The sequence below is a fragment of the Thalassospira sp. genome (assembly GCF_030690045.1).
In the GTDB taxonomy this organism is placed as follows: Bacteria; Pseudomonadota; Alphaproteobacteria; order Rhodospirillales; family Thalassospiraceae; genus Thalassospira.
On the sequence record NZ_JAUYHK010000001.1, the window covers coordinates 137,323 to 155,948 of the forward strand.

The following is an 18,626-nucleotide window of genomic DNA, read 5'->3' on the forward strand; positions in this document are numbered from 1 at the left end:
ACCTGTCTGAACGCATAAGGTCCGGAAACTCAACCGGTAAAGTCGAGTTCTTTTTGCTCTTTCTGTGAATAGATTTCGGCTTCGCGCAGATCGACCGACACCAGTGATGACACCCCGCGTTCGGCCATCGTCACGCCAAACAGGCGCGTCATCCGCGCCATCGTCATGCGGTGATGGGTAATCACCAGAAAACGGGTATTGGCATGACGGCCAATCGCCTCAAGCAATTTGCAAAAACGGTCCACATTGGCGTCATCAAGCGGCGCATCGACCTCGTCCAGCACGCAAATCGGGGCCGGGTTGGTCATAAATACCGCAAACAGCAAGGCCATCGCCGTCAGGGCCTGTTCACCACCCGACAGCAATGACAGATGTTGCAATTTCTTGCCCGGCGGGGATGCCATGATTTCCAACCCGGCATCAAGGGGATCATCCGCTTCGGTCAGCATCAGATAGGCATGACCACCGCCAAACAGCCGCACAAACAATTGCCGGAAATGCTTGTCCACCTCGGTGAAGGCCTTGTTCAGTCGGACGCGGGCTTCGCGGTTAAGCTGATTGATGCCATTACGCAATTTGTCAATCGCCGCCACCAGATCATCGCGTTCGGTGATCAGGGTGTCTTTTTGTTCGGTCATTTCAGCCAGTTCGACCTCGGCCCGCAAATTGACCGCACCCAGATTTTCCCGTTCGCGAGTCTGACGTTGCAGACGGGCATCAATATCTGCCTCGGACGGCAAGGTCTGGCTCATATCGATTTCAGCCAGTTCGGCCAGTTGATCGGGCACGGTATTGAGGCGTTCGCGAATGCGCTCCATCAGATCGCGGCGATGCTGTTCGGCCTGTTCCAACAAGGCCTCACACCGCACCCGGCCTTCGCGGGCTTCGGCCAGTTTCTGTTCGGATTCCTTGACTGCAATATCAGCCTCACGCTGCGCGGTTTCCGCCGTCGCAAGGGCATCGGCCCCATCCTTGCGCGTTTGTTCGGCCAGAACAATCCGGTCCGACAGAACCGCCCGGCGTTCCTCGATCTCATCAGGCCGCATTTGCAAGTCTTCAAGTTCCATCTGCGTCATTTCCTGACGCTCGCGCAGTTCCGCCACCCGGTCCCCGGCCCCTTCGGCCCGATCTTTCCACGACGCAATTTCGCTTTCGACAAATTCCAGCCGCTTGCGCCGCCCCGACATATCGCGCTGCATCCGTTCAAGCTGGCTTCGGGCTTCCATATGGTCGGCACGAGCATTGGAAAGTTCGGCACGCTGTTCGCCAAGGCTGGCTTTCAGTTCAAACAGCCCCTCGCTGCTTTCGGTGGTGCCGACAAGGGCCGTTTGTTCGGCGATCAATTCGTCAAGGTCCTGGCGGTGACGTGCCACCGCTTCGCGTGCCGCCGTCGCACGGGTTTCAACCGCTGCGGCCTCGCGCTGAAAGTGGGCCAGTTCCTCGCGGGCGCGGGACAATTCGTTTTGCGCCTCGCGCAGGACACGGTGGCTGTCCTGTTCGGCCTGACGGGCGCGGTCCATGTCATCTTGCAGGCGCTGTACCGCTTCGCTGGCTTCGTCGGCGCGTTCCACAGCGGCGTCCAGCACCGCATCCATATCATCGCATTCGGCGGCCAGAACAACCAGTCGGCTGCGCTGACGCAACCGGACAGCAGCAGGCAATTCCGCCCCGGCCCGGATGCGATAGCCGTCCCAGCGCCACAAGGCCCCGTCCCGTGAGACCAGACGCTGACCGGGTTTCAGATCAGCGGCCAGTGTCGCACCGGTTTGTTCATCCGCCACCACCCCAATTTGCGCCAGGCGCCGCGCAAGGACAACAGGGCCTTTAACATGGGCGGCAAGTGGTTCTGCACCATCGGGCAAGACCGGATCATCTACCCCGGCACCGGTTTGGGTCCAGTGGGTTGGTGCATCGGTTTGTTCGGCGGCGTCAAGGTCTTCACCAAGGGCGGCGGCAACGGCCAGTTCCAACCCGTCGGCAACCGTTATTTGTTCGATCACCGGGCCGTGTTCGCGGTTTTCATCAACCGCCAGCAAACTGCGCAGCGCCTCGATTTCGGCGACAAGGCGGGCCTTCGCCCCCTCGATATCGCGTTGGGCGGTGCGAGCATCCTGTTCGGTGGCGCGCACCGCTTCCTCGCGGTCCTGCAATGCCAACAGACGCATTTCGGCATCTTCGATGGCTGCCTGGCGCTGTTCGCAAACCGCCTCACATTCGGCAATGGCAAGGGCGGCATCTTCAAGCTGTTCGGCGAAATCGGCATCGACCAGAATGTCGTCAAGTTTCACCACCGCCTCGTCAAGGCGGTCATTCAGGCGAATGCGCCGTGCGGCCAATTCGGTCAGACGTTGCTGAACGCTGCGTACCCGGGCTTCTTCGGCCGCAGCCTGCGATGTCAGATCGTCAACCGTCTGTTCCAGTTGCGCAACATGTTCCGCCGTTTCCTGTACTTTGCCACGGGCGATTTCGATGTCATCATCTTCGCCGCCCTGGGCATCGGCAAGTTCCGCACGTTCCGCCTTCAGCCGGTCCAGTGCGCCTTGTGCGTCATTGGCCAGTTCCGCCTCGCGGGCCAGATCGGCAATGACCTGATCAATGCGGGCGCGCAATTGCGTCATCTGGGTTTCGATTTGCTGGCGGTCCCGATCCAGACCTTCACGTTCAATCAGCAAGCGTTGCAAGGCACTGGCTGCTTCGGCCTCGTTCTTGCGCAAATCGGGCAATGATGCTGCGATATGAACCTGCCGGGTGGTCGCCTCGGTCACAAGGCTGCTCAGATCACGCACCGCCGATTCGCCCGCCACCAGCAATTCCCGTGCATCGGCCCGGCGTTTCTCGCCATCCTGCCAGCGAATATAAAATAACAGCGCCTCGGTCTGGCGGATCGAATCGGACAGGGTGCGATAACGTTGCGCCTGACGGGCCTGTTTTTGCAACGAGGCAATCTGGGCATCAAGCGTCACCAGAACGTCTTCAAGACGTTCCATATTCTGTTCGGCACTTTTCAGGCGCAATTCTGCTTCGTGGCGGCGGGAATGCAGGCCGGTGATCCCGGCTGCTTCTTCAAGGACAAGGCGGCGTTGCGACGGTTTCGCCCCAATCAGCGCACCGATCTTGCCCTGCGACACCATCGCGGTTGACCGCGCTCCGGTCGCCGCATCGGCAAACAGCAATTGCACATCGCGCGATCGCACATCCTTGCCATTCACCTTGTAGTTCGACCCGCCATTGCGTTCGATCCGGCGGGTGACTTCCAGTTCTTCGTGGTCATTGAACATCGCCGGGGCACGACGTTCACTGTTATCAAGAACAACACAGACCTCGGCAACATTGCGGGCCGGACGTGACGATGTACCGCCAAAAATGACGTCCGACATGTCGCTGCCGCGCATCTGCTTGGCCGAAGTTTCCCCCATTACCCAGCGCAGCGCCTCGACCAGATTGGATTTGCCACAGCCATTCGGGCCAACCACACCGGTCAGCCCGTCCTCGACCAGCAATTCGGTCGAATCGACAAAGGATTTAAACCCTGTCAGCCGTAACGATTTAAACTGGACCAATCAGCGCCCCCGGTCCGTCACATTGCGAACCCTGATCGTTGCCCGCCTTGGATACGGGCAACGATCATGTGATGTTATTATTCCCTGTCCCAAATCAGGTTCTGGCCTAGTTGGTCAGGTCTTCGACCTTGTCGGCAAAAAATTTCAGATCGCGCGATCCCGGAAATGTTTTGCCATCGATCACGAAACTGGGCGTCGAATTGACATTGTGTTCCTGTTCACCGCGCAGGCGCGATGCGACAATCCCCTTCACCAGTTCTTCATCGGCCATGCAGGCATCAACCGCATCGCCATCCATACCGGCAAACCGAACCGTTTCCTTGATTGCGGCAATCGGGTCTTCGCTGCGCGCCCAGGTCGATTGCGATTTGAACAACATGCCCAGAACACCAAAATACCGGTCATCCCCGGCGCATTGCGCAATCGCCGATGCCCGCAACGCCACACCATCAAGTGGATAATCGCGGAAAACCAGTTTGGCCTTGCCGGTATCAAGCAATTCCTTTTTGATTTCCGGTAAAATTTCAGTGTGAAAAGCCGCACAATGCGAACAGGTCAGCGACGCATATTCAATGATCGTCACCGGGGCATCGGGATTGCCCAGCACATGTTCCTTATATTCGAGCGCATCCGCCCCCTGCGATGACAGGGCCGTCATTGACACAAAAAATACCGCAGCAAGATATTTGACCGGCTTGAGCAAAGGAAACCTCCGTTAAAACAATATTTTGCGATTACAAGCCTGTTGCGGCGAACAAGTCAACCTGCGCCCCGAAACCGCCATCACATCAACGAGTCGCCAGCATCGAAACAAAATGCGGCAAATCCATGATCAGCCCTGTTTCCTGGTTGATTCGGTCATCCAGGTCAGGGTTTGGCGCGGGCCGCCCCGCTGATATGACGGCCTAACCGGGTCAAAACCTCGCGCAGGGCCGGGTCTTCGATTTGTTCAATCAGTTTTTCGGTGCGGCTGCTGATCGGACCATCGGGCACAATCACCGGCACTTTGACAGTGCGTTCGGGGCGGGCAATATCACCCTGCATCATCTTGATCCGCTCCACCGCCCGATACCCGAAATAGGTATTCACCCGTTCGATGATTTGCGGCATGCGATGTTGCAGTTCCAGCGCCACCACTCCAGCCACCCGGATGGTCAGCGTCCCACCCCCGGCATTTTCGCCCCGTGGCGGCGCATAACGCACCGGCATGGTCAGATCGGCAATATCGCGCCCGACAATTTCGCCCCAATTGACCAGAATTTCGGCCTGAAAAAATCCACGTTTGCGCACCAAAGGCCGTGTGAGGATCGAGACAATCGGTGCCACATTGCGCAGCCCGGCCCGCCTTTCCGGCTCGGCCATCGGGGTGATGCGCTGTTTCTTTTTTACTGCATTTTTTGCCGCAATGCTGCCTGCATCGGGTGTGGCATTTTGATCCGCCCCGGCAGATTTATCTGTATCGCTCATATCTTTTTTCTTGCTCACGCCTGCTTCTTCCGTAGGGTCAGCCAAACGGGAAGGTCCCGCATCCTTAATTTCACCCTTAACATATCACGGGAACGTCGTGCATTTCACGCCAGAAGAAACCCATGCGCTGGGCCGCACCATGCTGGACTGGTACGACCGTCATCACCGCACCCTGCCGTGGCGCGCCGAACCGGGAGAAACCCCGGATCCCTATCATGTCTGGCTAAGCGAAATCATGCTGCAACAAACCACCGTCATCACGGTGGGACCCTATTTTTCGGCCTTTCTGGGGCGCTGGCCAACCGTAACCGATCTGGCCAATGCCGATCTGGACGAAGTTCTGCATGCGTGGCAGGGATTGGGATATTACGCAAGGGCGCGTAATTTGCACAAATGCGCACAAGTTGTCGCTCGTGACCATAATGGCATTTTCCCCGATACCGAAGATGGCCTGTTATCCCTTCCCGGTATTGGACCCTATACCGCCGCCGCCGTTGCCGCGATCGCCTTTAACCGGCATACAAGTCCGGTCGATGGCAATATTGAACGGGTAATTTCGCGGTTGTTTGCCCTGACCACACCGCTTCCCGATGTCAAACCGGACATAAAGGAAAAATCCGCCGTCCTCACCCCGCCGGATCGCCCCGGCGATTATGCTCAGGCCCTGATGGATCTGGGGGCAACGATTTGTACCCCGCGCAATCCGGCCTGCGGCATTTGCCCGTGGCAAACCCCGTGCGAGGGCCGCAAAATCGGCATTGCCGCCGATCTCCCCAAAAAACGCAAAAAACCGGCCAAACCAACCCGGGTGGGTTATGCATTCTGGGTGGTCCGCGATGATGGTCAAATTCTGTTGCGGCGGCGACCGGAAAAAGGATTACTGGGCGGGATGTATGAAATCCCCGGCAGTGACTGGCGGGTGATTGACGCCCCCGACGATGTGATGCTGTCCGAAGCCCCGATCAAGGCCACATGGCAGGAACTTGATGGCACAGTCGGCCATACTTTTACCCATTTTCATTTGGAAATCACCGTCCTGACCACCCGAACCAGTACCAATAATCCGGATGATATCAACGGGGTCTGGACGACGATTGACGGGTTGGCCGATTATGCCCTGCCAACCCTGATGAAAAAAATCGTCCGCCATGCCCTGACACACGGATAAAGCCATAAAAAGGCCCGCGCACGGGGGCAGCGGGCCTTTTAAATCACAACAGTTACGGTATCAGGCGAAGATATCGATCACCTGACCACGGCCTGTTGCGGAACTTTGCGCGGTTTCTGCTGCGGCGGCCTGTTCAACACGCTGATCCGCCGGACTTTGCAAATCATTACTGCCGGTTTCGGCAATCGGGGCAACTGCCTGCTGAACCTGCAAAGGGTTCGGGGCAAAGACCGGATTGGGTGCGCCAACCTGCATGAGATACTCCCGTTAAAACTCTAATTCGGTTTAAACCATAACAGATTTTGCAAAAAAAGCCAAAGACCGCCGCCAGATTACCCTGACGGCGGCCTTCACAAATCTGTTATTCTGGTCTTACCGGTTACATTCGGTCAGGCCGAAATCTGTGACATTTCCTGACGCAACTGGTCGCGCAGATTGTCAATGCAAACCAGACGACCATCGCATTTGTAATGCCAGTAAGTCCAGCCATTACAAGCCTCTGCACCCTGAGCGCGTGCGCCGATCTGATGGATCGATCCGGCATCATCCTTATAGGCGACCGACCCGTCGGCGCGGACCATGGCGGCAACATTGCCCCGGTTGTCATAGATTTTATCGCCCGGTGACAACAGGCCGCGTTCGATTACCGCACCAAACGGGATGCGCGGCAAGGACCGTTTCGACTCGGTCGTTTCAAGGCTGTCACCATCCAGCATCTGAACACGGGAAATTCGTTCCTTTGCCGCCTCGGCATAGTCGGCTTCGCGTTCCAGACCGATGAAATGACGGCCCAGACGGCGTGCGGCCGCCCCGGTGGTGCCAGTGCCAAAAAACGGATCCAGCACGACATCCCCCTGTCGGGTAGTCGCCAGAAGAACACGCTGTAACAGGGCTTCGGGTTTTTGGGTCGGATGGACCTTTTTACCTTTGGTGTCTTTCAGGCGTTCCGTTCCCGAACAAATCGGCAGCAACCAGTCGGATCGCATCTGCAATCCTTCATTAAGTTGCTTCATCGCCTCGTAATTAAAGGTGATGGCCTTTTGATCGGCGTTTTTGGAACACCACAGCAAGGTTTCATGCGCATTGCAGAACCGTTTGCCCCGGAAATTTGGCATCGGATTGGTTTTGCGCCAGACGATATCGTTCAATACCCAATATCCGATATCCTGCATCACCGTGCCGACACGATAGATATTGTGATAGGAACCAATCACCCAGATTGCGCCGGTATCCTTCAGAACCCGCCGCGCCGCCATCAGCCAGTCACGCGAAAATTCGTCATAATGGCGGAAACTGTCGAACTGATCCCAATGATCATCGACCGCGTCCACCTTGGTATTGTTTGGCCGCAGCAAATCCCCACCCAATTGAAGATTATAGGGCGGATCGGCAAAGATCAGATCGACGGATTTTTCCGGCAGGGCGTTCATCAGTTCGATGCAGTCGCCAACTAAAACCTGATCAAGCGGTAATGTGTGCTTTTTTGTCATGATGCTTTCGCAGTTCCCCCTTGAAACCTGACGAAAGCATCGTCGCAAAAAGTTAACAGACTCCGAAAATTTCTGCGGAGTCGCACAACTTTAAAAGTAATTTCAGCCGTTTAGACAATGTTAATGACTGCGCCCTACATCAGGAACGATTTATGGCGCTCAAATCGACCGCTGATTGACCCTCTGGCTTAGCTGTTCTGCGGTTTCCTTGCGCTCGCTATACCGGTCTACCAGATAATCGGTGCGCCCGCGCAACAGCAGGGTGAATTTGAACAATTCTTCCATCACATCGACGATGCGGTCATAATAGGGCGATGGTTTCATCCGGTCCTGATCGTCAAATTCCATAAAGGCCTTGGCCACCGACGACTGATTGGGAATGGTAAACATCCGCATCCAGCGCCCCAGAATGCGCATCTGATTAACCGCGTTAAAGGATTGCGACCCGCCCGAAACCTGCATCAAGGCCAATGTCTTGCCCTGGGTCGGGCGCACGGCCCCCAATGATAACGGCACCCAGTCCAGTTGCGTTTTCAAAATACCGGTCATCGCCCCGTGCCGCTCGGGCGAACACCAGACCTGCCCCTCGGACCACATCATCAAATCGCGCAATTCCGCTACCTTGGGATGGGTATCGGGGCTTTCATCGGGCAAGGGCAGGCCACGCGGGTCAAACATCCGGGTTTCGGCACCAAATTCCTGCAAAATCCGGGCGGCTTCCTCACAGGCAAGACGGCTGAACGACCGGGCACGCAAGGATCCATACAACAACAAAATGCGCGGTGCATGATCGGGCGTTACCGTTGTTTCGACTTTTTCCGCACTGGGAATGTCAAAGGCCGGAAAGGCAATATTGGGCAGATCCGTCATGGATTGGTTTCTTTCTTTTATCCGGTTGGTTCAGGCAATGATCCCGCGCACCGCCAGTGCGGATGCCACCAGCGACCGGCGGCCATCCGCAGCCCCGCCCTGATAGGCGCGTCTGACAGTCGCCTCAAGCTGGCGGGTGGTGTCGATATCCAGTTCGCCGATAAATTTGGGGATCAGGCTGTGCGCCCCCATCAGGGAATCCCAATAATCGCCAAAATCAAGGAAATCCATGCGGATCGAAATGGTCGCGCTGTTGACATCTTTCAGCCCCGCATCGGCCCAAAGGTCGATCAGATCATCCTCGTTTTTATGGGGCACATCGAAAATCCGGGCGCGCAAATCCTCGCCCGGCTGATCCAGAAAAACAGCCGTGGCATCCAGAAACAACCGCAAAAACCCCAATCCTCCAGCCCGGTCCCAAACTGTTGCGGCAATCACGCCGCCTGGCCGGGTGACACGCACCATTTCATCGACCGCCTTGCGGGAATCTTCCAGATCATTAAGAACCAGTTGCGAAAAAGCCGCCTCAAAACTGTGATCGGCATAGGGCAAGGCGGTGGCATCCGCCGTTTCAAACCGGGCATTGGGGGCGGAATGCATCAAGGCTTCGTGCAGATAATCCGATAAAAGATCGATCCCCAGAATATTGGCATCGGGATAACGGGTGGCGGCGGCAAGGGTCAGACTTCCGGTGCCGCAACCAACATCCAGAAGCGCCCCCTGCGCCGGGGCTTCGACAAAAGCCAGAAAAGCACGCGCCAGACGGCGGCTCCAGCGTCCCATCGCAATTTCATAGATATCGGCGGCGGATGATTTCATCTTGATTTCCTGTCTGCGGCTCGGGAATACCCGACATCCCCCAAACGATATCAGGGATGCCTTCTGGCAGGCGACATAATCTTGTGCCATTCGGGGTTATAAAAATCGCCCGCCTTCCGCACAACCAGATAGCGAAAAGGGGCGTTTCGCATTTTCCGGGTCCCTGCCGCTGTCACCAACAGTACCTTATTGATTATCAGACATATCGTCATTCCTCGTGGATCACCGCGGTTGCAACGGGTGAAACAGGCCGGTTTTTTGTGGCGAACAGAATGTGGTTTTAACATGTGATCCACGGCACGCCCCGCCATTCTTGACCATTGCGTCAGCTTTATGAACGTGTAGAATATCTGAACAATAAATATGCAACGCAACAAAACGATGCTTTTTCGACCTTACTCAGGGGCAATATAATGAAATCAGGTCTTTATGGCTTTACTCGGCGGACGATGATTGTCGCCGCTGCGGCTTTTACGGCTGTTACCGCCTTGGGGCTTACCACCCCGGCACAGGCCGCCGATCCGCTGAAAGTAGCGGCGATTTACACGGTTCCGGTAGAACAGCAATGGGTATCGCGCATCCACAAGGCATTGAATGCCGCCCAGGAACGCGGTGACATTGCCTATGAATTTTCCGAAAATGTCGCCAACACCGATTATGAACGGGTGATGCGCGAATATGCTGAAAACGGCGCAGGCCTGATCATTGGCGAAGTATTCGGCGTTGAACGTGCCGCACGCAAGGTTGCCTCGGAATATGCCGATACCGCCTTTCTGATGGGGTCCAGTTTTGGTCCGTCGGGTGAAAACTTTTCCGTGTTTGACAACTGGATTCACGAACCCAGCTATCTGGTCGGTATGGCGGCAGGCAAGGCCACCAAAACCAACAAGATCGGCATGGTCGGTGGTTATGCCATTCCCGAGGTCAACCGCCTGATGAATGCCTTTATGGATGGCGCCTTGTCGGTTAATCCCGATGTGAAATTCATGGTGACCTTTATCAATAGCTGGTACGACCCGCCCAAGGCCAAGGAATCGGCCTTTGCGATGGTCGATCAGGGTGCGGATATTCTGTATGCGGAACGGTTTGGCGTTTCCGATGCAGCCAAGGAACGAAATGTTCTGGCGATTGGCAATGTGATCGATACCGCGGCGGATTATCCCGGCACCATTCTGGGCAGTGCATTGTGGCATATGGAACCGACCATCGACCGCGCCATTGCGGCGGTAAAGGATGGCAGTTTTGAAGCCGCCGATTACGGCCAATACAGCTTTATGAGCTATGGCGGCGGCAGCCTTGTCCTTGATCCGGCACTGGTTCCGGCTGAAACCGTCACCGAAGTCGAAGCCAAACAGGCCGAAATTCTGGACGGCATGTTCCGCGTCAATGTCAATGATGGCGAACCGCAGTCATCCATGTAATATAGCCGCCTCTTGCAAAGGGCAGTCCGCACCATTGCCGGACTGCCCTTTTTCCATCCGCCAGAATGGACACCCCGCCCATGCCCCCAGAAGCCAAACGGCCTTCTTCCCCAAACCCTGCTGATTTGTTGCTGTCACTGGCCGGGATCACCAAAAAATTTGGCCCGCTGATTGCCAATGATGCGATTGACCTTGATGTCCATCGCGGCGAAATCGTTGCGCTTTTGGGCGAAAACGGTGCAGGCAAAACCACGCTGATGAACATCCTGTTTGGCCATTATGTCGCCGATGACGGGGTGGTTCTGGTGGCAGGAGAAAATGGCGACATGGTGCCGCTGGAACCCGGCGCACCACAGGCGGCAATTGATGCCGGGATCGGCATGGTCCATCAGCATTTCACCCTGGCCGATAATCTGACCGGTCTTGATAACATCGTCCTTGGCACCGAACCGGTATTGCGCCTGTGGCGCGATAAGGCGACACCCCGGCGCAAACTGAATGCCCTGATGGCAGAATCGGGTTTGAAGGTCGATCTGGATCAGCCGGTACATCGCCTGACCGTCGGCGAAAAACAGCGGGTGGAGATTCTCAAGGCGCTGTATCGCAATGCACGGTTGCTGGTTCTGGATGAACCCACCGCCGTTTTAACCCCGCAAGAAGCCGACAGCCTGTTTGCCACCCTGCGGCAACTGGCACAGGGCGGATTGGCCGTTATCATCATCGCCCACAAACTGGCCGAGGTTCTGGCAGTATCGCACCGCATTGCGGTGTTGCGCGGCGGGGCCAAGGTCGGTGAAATCAGCACCGCAGACGCCGACCGCCGGTCGATTGCCGAACTGATGGTTGGCCGCGATGTCCCGGTCAGCCGCCGCAGCGCCAAAACACCCGGCAAGCCGGTGTTGCAGCTTGAGCATGTCACGATTGATCGCGGCGATGCCAGACGGTCATTGATCGATGCCAGCCTGACCGCCCATGAAGGTGAAATTCTGGGTATTGCCGGGGTATCGGGCAACGGGCAAAGCGCCCTGGCGCAACTGATTGCCGGGCTGGAACGCCCGGATCGCGGCACAGTCAGGATTTTTGGCGAAACCATTACCGATTTTGATGCCCGGAAATTTTCCCGCAACGGCATTGCCCGCATCCCCGAAGACCGCCACCATGACGGTGTGATCGGGGCGATGAGTGTCGCGGAAAACATTGCGATTGAAGATATTCACAGCACGGATTTGCAACATTTCGGTTTTTTGAAATTCGATGCCATCCGCAACCGGGCGCAAACCGCAATTGCCGGGTATGATGTGCGTTGCCCCAGCCCTGACGCCCCGGCCCGGCTGTTATCCGGGGGCAATATTCAGAAACTGATTCTGGCCCGTGTTCTGGAAAAATCCCCCAATCTGATCCTTGCCAATCAGCCATCCCGCGGGCTGGATGTCGGCGCACAGGCCGAAGTCCATCGCCGCCTGCTGGATGCCCGCGACCGGGGGGCTGCCGTCATTCTGATTTCCGAAGATCTTGATGAATTGCTGATGCTGTCAGACAGGATTGCCGTCATTCATTCCGGACATGTTTCCGAAACCCTGCCCACCGATGATATCAACCGATCCGAACTGGGCCTGATGATGGCGGGGCACAGTCGGCATTCCCCTGACAATGGACCCGCACCGGAAGGAACCACAGCATGATCCGGTTTGAACCGCGCAGCAATCCTGCGGCCTTTCTGGTCTATGGCGTCCCGATGCTGGCCGCCATCACAGCACTGCTGTTGGCGGCGATTCCTCTGGCCCTTGCCGGGGCGCCGGTGTTTCGCGCCTATGGCCTGATGGTGACGGGGGCCTTTGGATCGGTCTTTGCCGTATCGGAAATGCTGACCCGTGCAACGCCCTTGATCCTGACCGGACTTGCCGCCGCCATCGCCTTTCGCGCCAAACTGTGGAATATCGGGGCCGAAGGGCAGCTTTACATGGGGGCGATGGCCGCTGTTGCCATTGGGTCAGGCATGATTTCCGGCCCGTCATGGGTGATGATCCCCGCTGTTTTGATTGCCGGGGCCGTTGCCGGGGCATTGATGTTGATCGGCCCTACCATCCTGAAAGTCCGGCTGGGCGTTGATGAAGTTGTCACCACCTTATTGTTGAACTTCATTGTCTTGCTGTTTGTCCAGATGATGCTGGAAGGGGCGTTGAAAGACCCGATGTCGATGGGCTGGCCGCAATCGGCCCCGGTGATTGACGAAGCCGCCCTGCCCGCCCTGATCACCCGGATGCGGGTGCATCTGGGGTTGGTGATTGCGCTGATTTGTGCGATTGCCCTGGCGATTTTCATCAAACGCACGGTGTGGGGATTTGAAATTCGTGCGGTGGGCGAAAACGCCGCCGCCGCCAGATTTGCCGGGATTTCGGTGACCAAAACCATGATTCTTGTTGCCGCCCTGTCGGGGGGGCTCGCCGGTTTGGCCGGGGTGTCCGAGGCCGCCGGGACGCGGGGTTATCTGGCGACCGATCTGTCGCCCGGCTTTGGGTATGCCGGGATTGTCGTTGCCATGCTGGCACGTCTGTCGCCAATTGGCGTGATCATATCGGCCTTGTTTGTCGCCTCGGTCTTTGTCGGTGCCGATTCCATGAGCCGCGCCATCGGCGTATCAAGCTATCTGGCCGATCTGATTGTTGCGATGTCGTTGCTGTGCGTGCTGGTTGGCGGGTTTCTGGTGCGCTTCCGCGTGATTTTTGAACGCCGTCAGGGGAAAGAAAGCCATCATGGAAATCCTTGATATCCTGCTAAGCGCCAATTTCTGGGCGGCATCAATCCGCATTGCCACCCCGTTGATTTTCGGGGTTCTGGGCGCGCTGATTTGCGAACGGGCCGGGGTTTTAAACCTTGGGATCGAGGGGATTTTTACCGCCGGAGCAATGGCGGGCTGGATGGCGGTATGGCTGGGGGCGGGCCTGTGGGGCGGGGTGGCGGTTGCGGCCCTTGCCGGGGCATTTTTTGGCATGATCCATGCGATTTTGACTGTGCCGCTGGGCCTGTCGCAACATGTGTCGGGAATTGGTGTGACCTTGCTGGCGACCAGCATGTCCTATTTCACCTATCGCACCGCCCTGCCCAATGTGTCCTCGCCACCGCGCATCACACCGTTTCAACCGCTTGATATCCCGTTTCTGTCCGATATGCCGTTTCTGGGCACGGCCCTGTTTTCGCAAACGGCATTAACGATGCTGGCCCTGTTTCTGGTCGGGGCGACGGCATGGGTGTTGTATCGCACCCCGCTGGGCCTTGCGATCCGGGCGGTGGGGGATAATCCGTCATCGGTCGAGGCCCAGGGGTTATCGGTGTATGGATTGCGCATCGGCGCGATTGTTGTCGGATCGTCGATCATGGCGCTGGGCGGGGCATTTTTGACCATGTCGGCCTTTGACGCCTTTTTCTTTGGCATGATCAATGGCCGGGGCTGGGTGTGTATTGCCCTGACGGTTTTTGCCAGCTGGCGACCGGGCAAGGCCCTGATCGGGGCGTTATTGTTTGGTGCGTTTGATGCCTTTCAGGTGCGGCTGCAAACCGAAGTCGGATCGTTCCTGCCGTCGCAGGTTTATCTGATGATGCCCTATCTGTTATCGATTGCCGCCCTGATTGTGGTGGCCCGCAAGGCCGATTATCCCAAGGCGATGTTGACACCGTGGTTCAAGGGCCAACGGTAACAAGGAAACCGGAACATGCAAGCCGATCTGTTATTGAAAAACGCCAGCCTGCCCGATGGCCGCACCGGCATCGACATTGCCTGCAAGGATGGCAGGATTATCGATCTGGGCACCCGCCTTGCCATCGCGGCGGCACAGGAAATCGATTGCGCGGGCCTTCTGGTCAGCCCGCCTTTCATTGACTGTCATTTCCACATGGATGCCACCCTGTCGCTGGGTTTGCCACGGATGAATGAATCGGGCACGCTTCTGGAAGGCATTGCATTGTGGGGCGAGCTAAAACCGATCCTGACAATCGATGCCGTGATTGAGCGCGCCCTTAAATATTGCGATCTTGCGGTATCGCAGGGTTTGCTGGCGATCCGCAGCCATGTCGATGTCTGTGATGACCGGCTTTTGGCGGTGGATGCGTTGCTGGAAGTCAAAAAACAGATCGCGCCCTATATCGATTTGCAACTGGTGGCCTTTCCGCAGGATGGTTATTTCCGCAGTCCGACCGCCAAACAGAATCTGTTGCGTGCCTTGGACAAGGGGGTCGATGTGGTTGGCGGGATTCCGCATTTTGAACGCACCATGAATGAGGGGGCGCAAAGTGTGCGTGAATTGTGCGAAATTGCCGCAGAACGCGGGCTGCGCGTTGATCTGCATTGCGATGAAACAGATGATCCCTTGTCGCGTCATATCGAAACCCTGACCTGTGAAACGCAGCGCCTTGGTCTTCAGGGTCGGGTGGCGGGGTCGCATCTGACATCGATGCATTCGATGGATAATTATTATGTCTCGAAACTGATCGCCCTGATGGCGGAATCGGAAATTGCGGCAATTGCCAATCCGCTGATCAATATCACCCTGCAAGGCCGTCACGATACCTATCCCAAACGACGCGGCATGACCCGCGTGCCTGAATTGCGCAAGGCCGGAATCACTGTTGCCTTTGGCCATGATTGCGTGATGGATCCGTGGTATTCGATGGGATCGGGCGATATGCTGGAAGTCGCATCAATGGGGTTGCATGTGGCCCAGATGACGTCACGCGACGATATCCGCGCCTGTTTTGATGCCGTCACCACCGAACCGGCCAAAATCATGGGGCTGGAAAACTATGGCATTGCGGTTGGCAACCATGCCGATCTTGTGGTTTTACAGGCCAAAGACAGCATCGAGGCAATCCGCCTGCGGGCCAACCGCCTGTTTGTTATCCGGCGCGGCAAGGTGATTGCGCAAACCCCCACCCGGCAAACCAGCCTTGATCTGCCGGGGCGCCCCGGCACCTTGCGGGCCGAAACCTATGCGCCCGGTGCCTGACCCTATTTGCGGAAACCACACCATGTTTTACGAACCCGGCAAAACACCCCATAACCTGCCACATGATCCGTTCAAGGCCTGTGTCGCACCGCGCCCGATTGGCTGGATATCGACTGTCGATGTTCAGGGGCGCGCCAATCTGGCACCCTATTCGTTTTTCAATGCGGTGTGCGGCAATCCGCCGATGGTGATGTTTGCATCTGGCGGATCGATTGACAGTCTGAACAATGCCCGCGAAACTGGCGAATTTATTGCCGCGGTTGCCCCGCGCGCGATGCTGCGCGAAATCAATTTCTGTTCGGCACCATTGCCGCCCGGCGAGGATGAATTTGACTATGCCGGTCTTGAAAAGGAACCGGGGAAACTGGTCCGGGCGCACCGAATCAAAGGCGTGCCGATCCATATGGAATGCAAGGTGTTCCAGATTGTCGAGTTACCCGGCCCCGACCCGCAAAGCAAAAATGCCATGGTGATCGGTACTGTGGTCGGCCTGCATATTGACGATGCGATCATTCGTGACGGCATGGTGGATGTCACATTGTTCGAGCCGCTGGCCCGTCTGGGCTATCACGAATATGCCAGTGTCGCAGAAACCTTTACCGTCCGGCGCGAGGATTTCTGGTAAATCCCTGTTAAAATTCACATAACTGCATTCAACCCGCAACAAAACCGACATGTCCGTTTTATAAGATGCTTTCCGATGCCTGTGCCCCGCCGTCTTTGGCGCGGGGCCTTTTTTCATTGCCAATCGGGGAATTTCCATGAAACGGACTTTTATCGCCGGAACCGTCCTTGCGGCGGGCCTGCTGACCTGTCAGATCGCCAGTGCGGCTGACGTCAAAATGTATGACACCACCAGTGCGATCAACAATCTGTCAACCGTTCTGGTCGATGGTGGCAAGGCCCGCGACCTGACGGTCGGGATCGGATCGGCGGCCTATCGCCGCCCCGGCGACCCGGCCAATATGTTTTATACCGTTTCGGACCGCGGCCCCAATTTTGTGTGCGGCGATGTCGAAACCGTTCTGGGCGTTTCTGCCGATGCGATTTGTCAGGGCCGCAAGGTCCGTATCTATCCGACCCCGGATTACAGCCCGTCAATCTATACCGTCTTTCTGAATGACGATGGCAGCTTTGACATCAAGGACGTGATCACGCTGAAAGACACAAATGGCGTGCCCCTGACCGGCCTGACCAACAAGCTGAGCCTTGCCAGCACCGAAACGCCGGTCGATCTCAATGGTCATGAGCTGGAAAAATCCGTTTCCTCGATCGACGCCGAAGGCATTATTCGCCTTGCCGACGGCACCTATTGGATTGGCGAGGAAAATGCGCCTTCCATCCTGCATGTCGGGGCTGATGGCACGGTTCTGGAACGCATCGTTCCGGCCGGATCGGAAAAGGATTTTGAGGGTGCCGCCTATAAGGTTTCCGGCGGTCTTCCGGCCATTCTGGTCACCCGTCAGAACAATCGCGGCATTGAATCGATGGCGGTTTCGCCCGATGAAAGCAAACTGTATTTCATGATGCAGAACCCGCTGGCAAACCCGGATGCCGATGCCTTCAAGGCCGCAAAAAACACCCGGATTTTTGTGTTTGACCGGGTTAATCGCAAATTGACCGGCGAATATGTCTATCAGCTTGATGATCCGCAAAGCTTCCGCAACGATCCCTCGAAAAAACAGAGCGCCCCGCGCATTTCCGAGATGATGGCCCTTGGCGATGACCGTCTTCTGGTTCTTGAACGTACCGATGCCACCACCAAATTGCACGAAATCAGCCTTGCCGGGGCAACCAATATCCTTGCCACCCGCTGGGACGATATGGCCACCCGCCCGTCGCTGGAACAGGAAAATGACCTGTCGAAACCTGATATCATCGCCACCGCCAAAACCCTGCGTTTTGACAGTGCCGATTACCCGATGGCCCCGACGAAAATCGAAGGCCTCGCCATCATGGGTGACGGCAAACTGGCCATGATCAACGATAATGATTTTGGCATCACCGGTGAAATCACCCGGGTGATGGTGGTTGACGGGCTGGTACAGGCCGACAAATACTGAGTACCGTTTTACGGTAACATTCCGGCACGGCACGACAGGATGCAGATTTGTTTTCTGCATCCTGTTGCCATCATCAAGCCATTGGTTTTTCAGCATTTTCGATCAGACGACAGCACATATCCAAAGTTTTTTCAGATTTTTTGAAAAAAGTTCTTGATTTGTTCTTTTCGCTGTGGCATAACAGAAAAGTCAAGGGGATAAATCCGCCCGGACCGAAACCCGCAAGGCATAAGCCTTGCGGGTTTTTGCGTTTGGGCCAGAGGAAAGAGGCGATGATGATGCAGCGTTACAGAGACAGACAAGGCGGCGGGCGACCCCGCAAGAGGATGACCGGCGGGTGGAAAAGCCATTACGGTGGCACTTCGCGGGTCCGCTAACCCGGCCATTTGTCAGGACGCCCGAATTGCGTCTTGTCGGTGGCGCGTCCTGCCCGGATCGGGGCGGGAGCTATCCGGCCATGCCGGGGGTGGCAGGAGCGGGGGACGGGTCCGTTGGTGAGGCTGACGGATGCCCAAGGTGCGCATTGTGGCTGGCCGTGCCTGCCGGGATCGTGGCGGGAGCTGTCCGGCCTTGCCGGGGGTGTTGGCACGGCGGGCAGAAGCCCGAAGTGTGTCCGGTTCCCGTCGAGGTGACGGGAAAGCCGTCTTGCGGCGGGGCCGGTTGATGCGGGGCGAAGGCCCGACGACGGAAGGAAGACCCAAGCCTGCATTTTCGGATGCGGCGGGTGAGGCAGACGGGGGTATGGGCGCCATATCAAGTACCCCTGAT

General features: G+C 56.9%; 15 protein-coding genes. 8 read left to right on the forward strand and 7 right to left on the reverse strand.

Translation table 11 applies throughout. The annotated features are described in order from the left end of the window. Nucleotides 1-29: 29 nt before the first annotated feature. From Q8O73_RS00625 to Q8O73_RS00635, 3 genes are all read right to left on the reverse strand, one after another. Nucleotides 30-3,560 (reverse strand): AAA family ATPase, encoded by a 3,531-nt coding sequence (locus tag Q8O73_RS00625; protein WP_305553343.1) that lies wholly within the window; start codon nt 3,558-3,560, stop codon nt 30-32. Nucleotides 3,561-3,666: 106 nt separating this feature from the next. After that, on the reverse strand, nt 3,667-4,263 hold the full coding sequence (locus Q8O73_RS00630) for a DsbA family protein (RefSeq protein WP_305553345.1): 597 nt from the start codon (nt 4,261-4,263) through the stop codon (nt 3,667-3,669). A gap of 164 nt (nt 4,264-4,427) precedes the next feature. Continuing rightward, entirely contained in the window at nt 4,428-5,027 is a 600-nt protein-coding gene (locus Q8O73_RS00635) for a DUF721 domain-containing protein (protein WP_305553348.1), read from the reverse strand. A gap of 97 nt (nt 5,028-5,124) precedes the next feature. On the opposite strand from Q8O73_RS00635, the gene mutY reads away from it, so the two are divergent. Next, on the forward strand, nt 5,125-6,195 hold the full coding sequence (gene mutY / locus Q8O73_RS00640) for an A/G-specific adenine glycosylase (protein WP_305553351.1): 1,071 nt from the start codon (nt 5,125-5,127) through the stop codon (nt 6,193-6,195). 60 nt (nt 6,196-6,255) lie between these two features. Here the strand turns inward: mutY and Q8O73_RS00645 are convergent, their stop codons facing one another. The 4 genes from Q8O73_RS00645 to Q8O73_RS00660 form a co-directional block, all read right to left on the reverse strand. Then, nucleotides 6,256-6,450, reverse strand: a complete 195-nt coding sequence (locus tag Q8O73_RS00645) for a hypothetical protein (protein ID WP_305553353.1) — start codon at nt 6,448-6,450, stop codon at nt 6,256-6,258. 134 nt (nt 6,451-6,584) lie between these two features. Next, nucleotides 6,585-7,685: a site-specific DNA-methyltransferase gene (locus Q8O73_RS00650; RefSeq protein ID WP_305553356.1), complete on the reverse strand. Its 1,101-nt coding sequence runs from the start codon at nt 7,683-7,685 to the stop codon at nt 6,585-6,587. 159 nt (nt 7,686-7,844) lie between these two features. Further along, complete coding sequence (arsH, locus tag Q8O73_RS00655; protein WP_305553359.1) at nt 7,845-8,555, reverse strand: arsenical resistance protein ArsH; 711 nt, start codon at nt 8,553-8,555, stop codon at nt 7,845-7,847. A 30-nt stretch (nt 8,556-8,585) separates the two neighbouring features. Then, nucleotides 8,586-9,374, reverse strand: a complete 789-nt coding sequence (locus tag Q8O73_RS00660) for a class I SAM-dependent methyltransferase (protein WP_305553362.1) — start codon at nt 9,372-9,374, stop codon at nt 8,586-8,588. A gap of 413 nt (nt 9,375-9,787) precedes the next feature. Here Q8O73_RS00660 and Q8O73_RS00665 point away from each other — a divergent pair, with 413 nt between their 5' ends. The 7 genes from Q8O73_RS00665 (at nt 9,788) to Q8O73_RS00695 (ending at nt 17,858) form a co-directional block, all read left to right on the forward strand. Then, a complete protein-coding gene (locus Q8O73_RS00665) occupies nt 9,788-10,795 on the forward strand; it encodes a BMP family protein (protein ID WP_305553365.1) in 1,008 nt (335 codons plus the stop codon). Between the two features lie 80 nt (nt 10,796-10,875). Next, nucleotides 10,876-12,477 (forward strand): ABC transporter ATP-binding protein, encoded by a 1,602-nt coding sequence (locus Q8O73_RS00670; RefSeq protein ID WP_305553368.1) that lies wholly within the window; start codon nt 10,876-10,878, stop codon nt 12,475-12,477. Continuing rightward, nucleotides 12,474-13,562, forward strand: coding sequence for an ABC transporter permease (locus Q8O73_RS00675; RefSeq protein WP_305553371.1), 1,089 nt, complete (start codon nt 12,474-12,476; stop codon nt 13,560-13,562). Before Q8O73_RS00670 ends, Q8O73_RS00675 begins: the two co-directional genes overlap by 4 nt. After that, on the forward strand, nt 13,549-14,490 hold the full coding sequence (locus Q8O73_RS00680) for an ABC transporter permease (protein WP_305553374.1): 942 nt from the start codon (nt 13,549-13,551) through the stop codon (nt 14,488-14,490). Before Q8O73_RS00675 ends, Q8O73_RS00680 begins: the two co-directional genes overlap by 14 nt. Nucleotides 14,491-14,505: 15 nt before the next feature. Then, nucleotides 14,506-15,795 carry an amidohydrolase family protein gene (locus Q8O73_RS00685; protein WP_305553377.1) on the forward strand — a complete coding sequence of 430 codons (1,290 nt, stop codon included), beginning with the start codon at nt 14,506-14,508 and terminating at the stop codon, nt 15,793-15,795. Between the two features lie 22 nt (nt 15,796-15,817). Continuing rightward, a complete protein-coding gene (locus Q8O73_RS00690; RefSeq protein ID WP_305553380.1) occupies nt 15,818-16,420 on the forward strand; it encodes a flavin reductase family protein in 603 nt (200 codons plus the stop codon). A gap of 136 nt (nt 16,421-16,556) precedes the next feature. Next, nucleotides 16,557-17,858, forward strand: a complete 1,302-nt coding sequence (locus Q8O73_RS00695) for an esterase-like activity of phytase family protein (RefSeq protein ID WP_305553383.1) — start codon at nt 16,557-16,559, stop codon at nt 17,856-17,858. Nucleotides 17,859-18,626: the final 768 nt, after the last annotated feature.

Excerpts from the sequence above, each read along its gene's own strand:
- Q8O73_RS00695 (WP_305553383.1), top strand. The coding sequence starts at position 16,557 with ATGAAACGGACTTTTATCGCCGGAACCGTCCTTGCGGCGGGCCTGCTG.
- Q8O73_RS00680 (WP_305553374.1), top strand. The coding sequence starts at position 13,549 with ATGGAAATCCTTGATATCCTGCTAAGCGCCAATTTCTGGGCGGCATCA.
- Q8O73_RS00670 (WP_305553368.1), top strand. The coding sequence starts at position 10,876 with ATGCCCCCAGAAGCCAAACGGCCTTCTTCCCCAAACCCTGCTGATTTG.
- Q8O73_RS00665 (WP_305553365.1), top strand. The coding sequence starts at position 9,788 with ATGAAATCAGGTCTTTATGGCTTTACTCGGCGGACGATGATTGTCGCC.
- Q8O73_RS00685 (WP_305553377.1), top strand. The coding sequence starts at position 14,506 with ATGCAAGCCGATCTGTTATTGAAAAACGCCAGCCTGCCCGATGGCCGC.
- Q8O73_RS00660 (WP_305553362.1), bottom strand. The coding sequence starts at position 9,374 with ATGAAATCATCCGCCGCCGATATCTATGAAATTGCGATGGGACGCTGG.
- Q8O73_RS00675 (WP_305553371.1), top strand. The coding sequence starts at position 12,474 with ATGATCCGGTTTGAACCGCGCAGCAATCCTGCGGCCTTTCTGGTCTAT.
- Q8O73_RS00690 (WP_305553380.1), top strand. The coding sequence starts at position 15,818 with ATGTTTTACGAACCCGGCAAAACACCCCATAACCTGCCACATGATCCG.
- Q8O73_RS00650 (WP_305553356.1), bottom strand. The coding sequence starts at position 7,685 with ATGACAAAAAAGCACACATTACCGCTTGATCAGGTTTTAGTTGGCGAC.
- Q8O73_RS00635 (WP_305553348.1), bottom strand. The coding sequence starts at position 5,027 with ATGAGCGATACAGATAAATCTGCCGGGGCGGATCAAAATGCCACACCC.
- Q8O73_RS00645 (WP_305553353.1), bottom strand. The coding sequence starts at position 6,450 with ATGCAGGTTGGCGCACCCAATCCGGTCTTTGCCCCGAACCCTTTGCAG.
- arsH (WP_305553359.1), bottom strand. The coding sequence starts at position 8,555 with ATGACGGATCTGCCCAATATTGCCTTTCCGGCCTTTGACATTCCCAGT.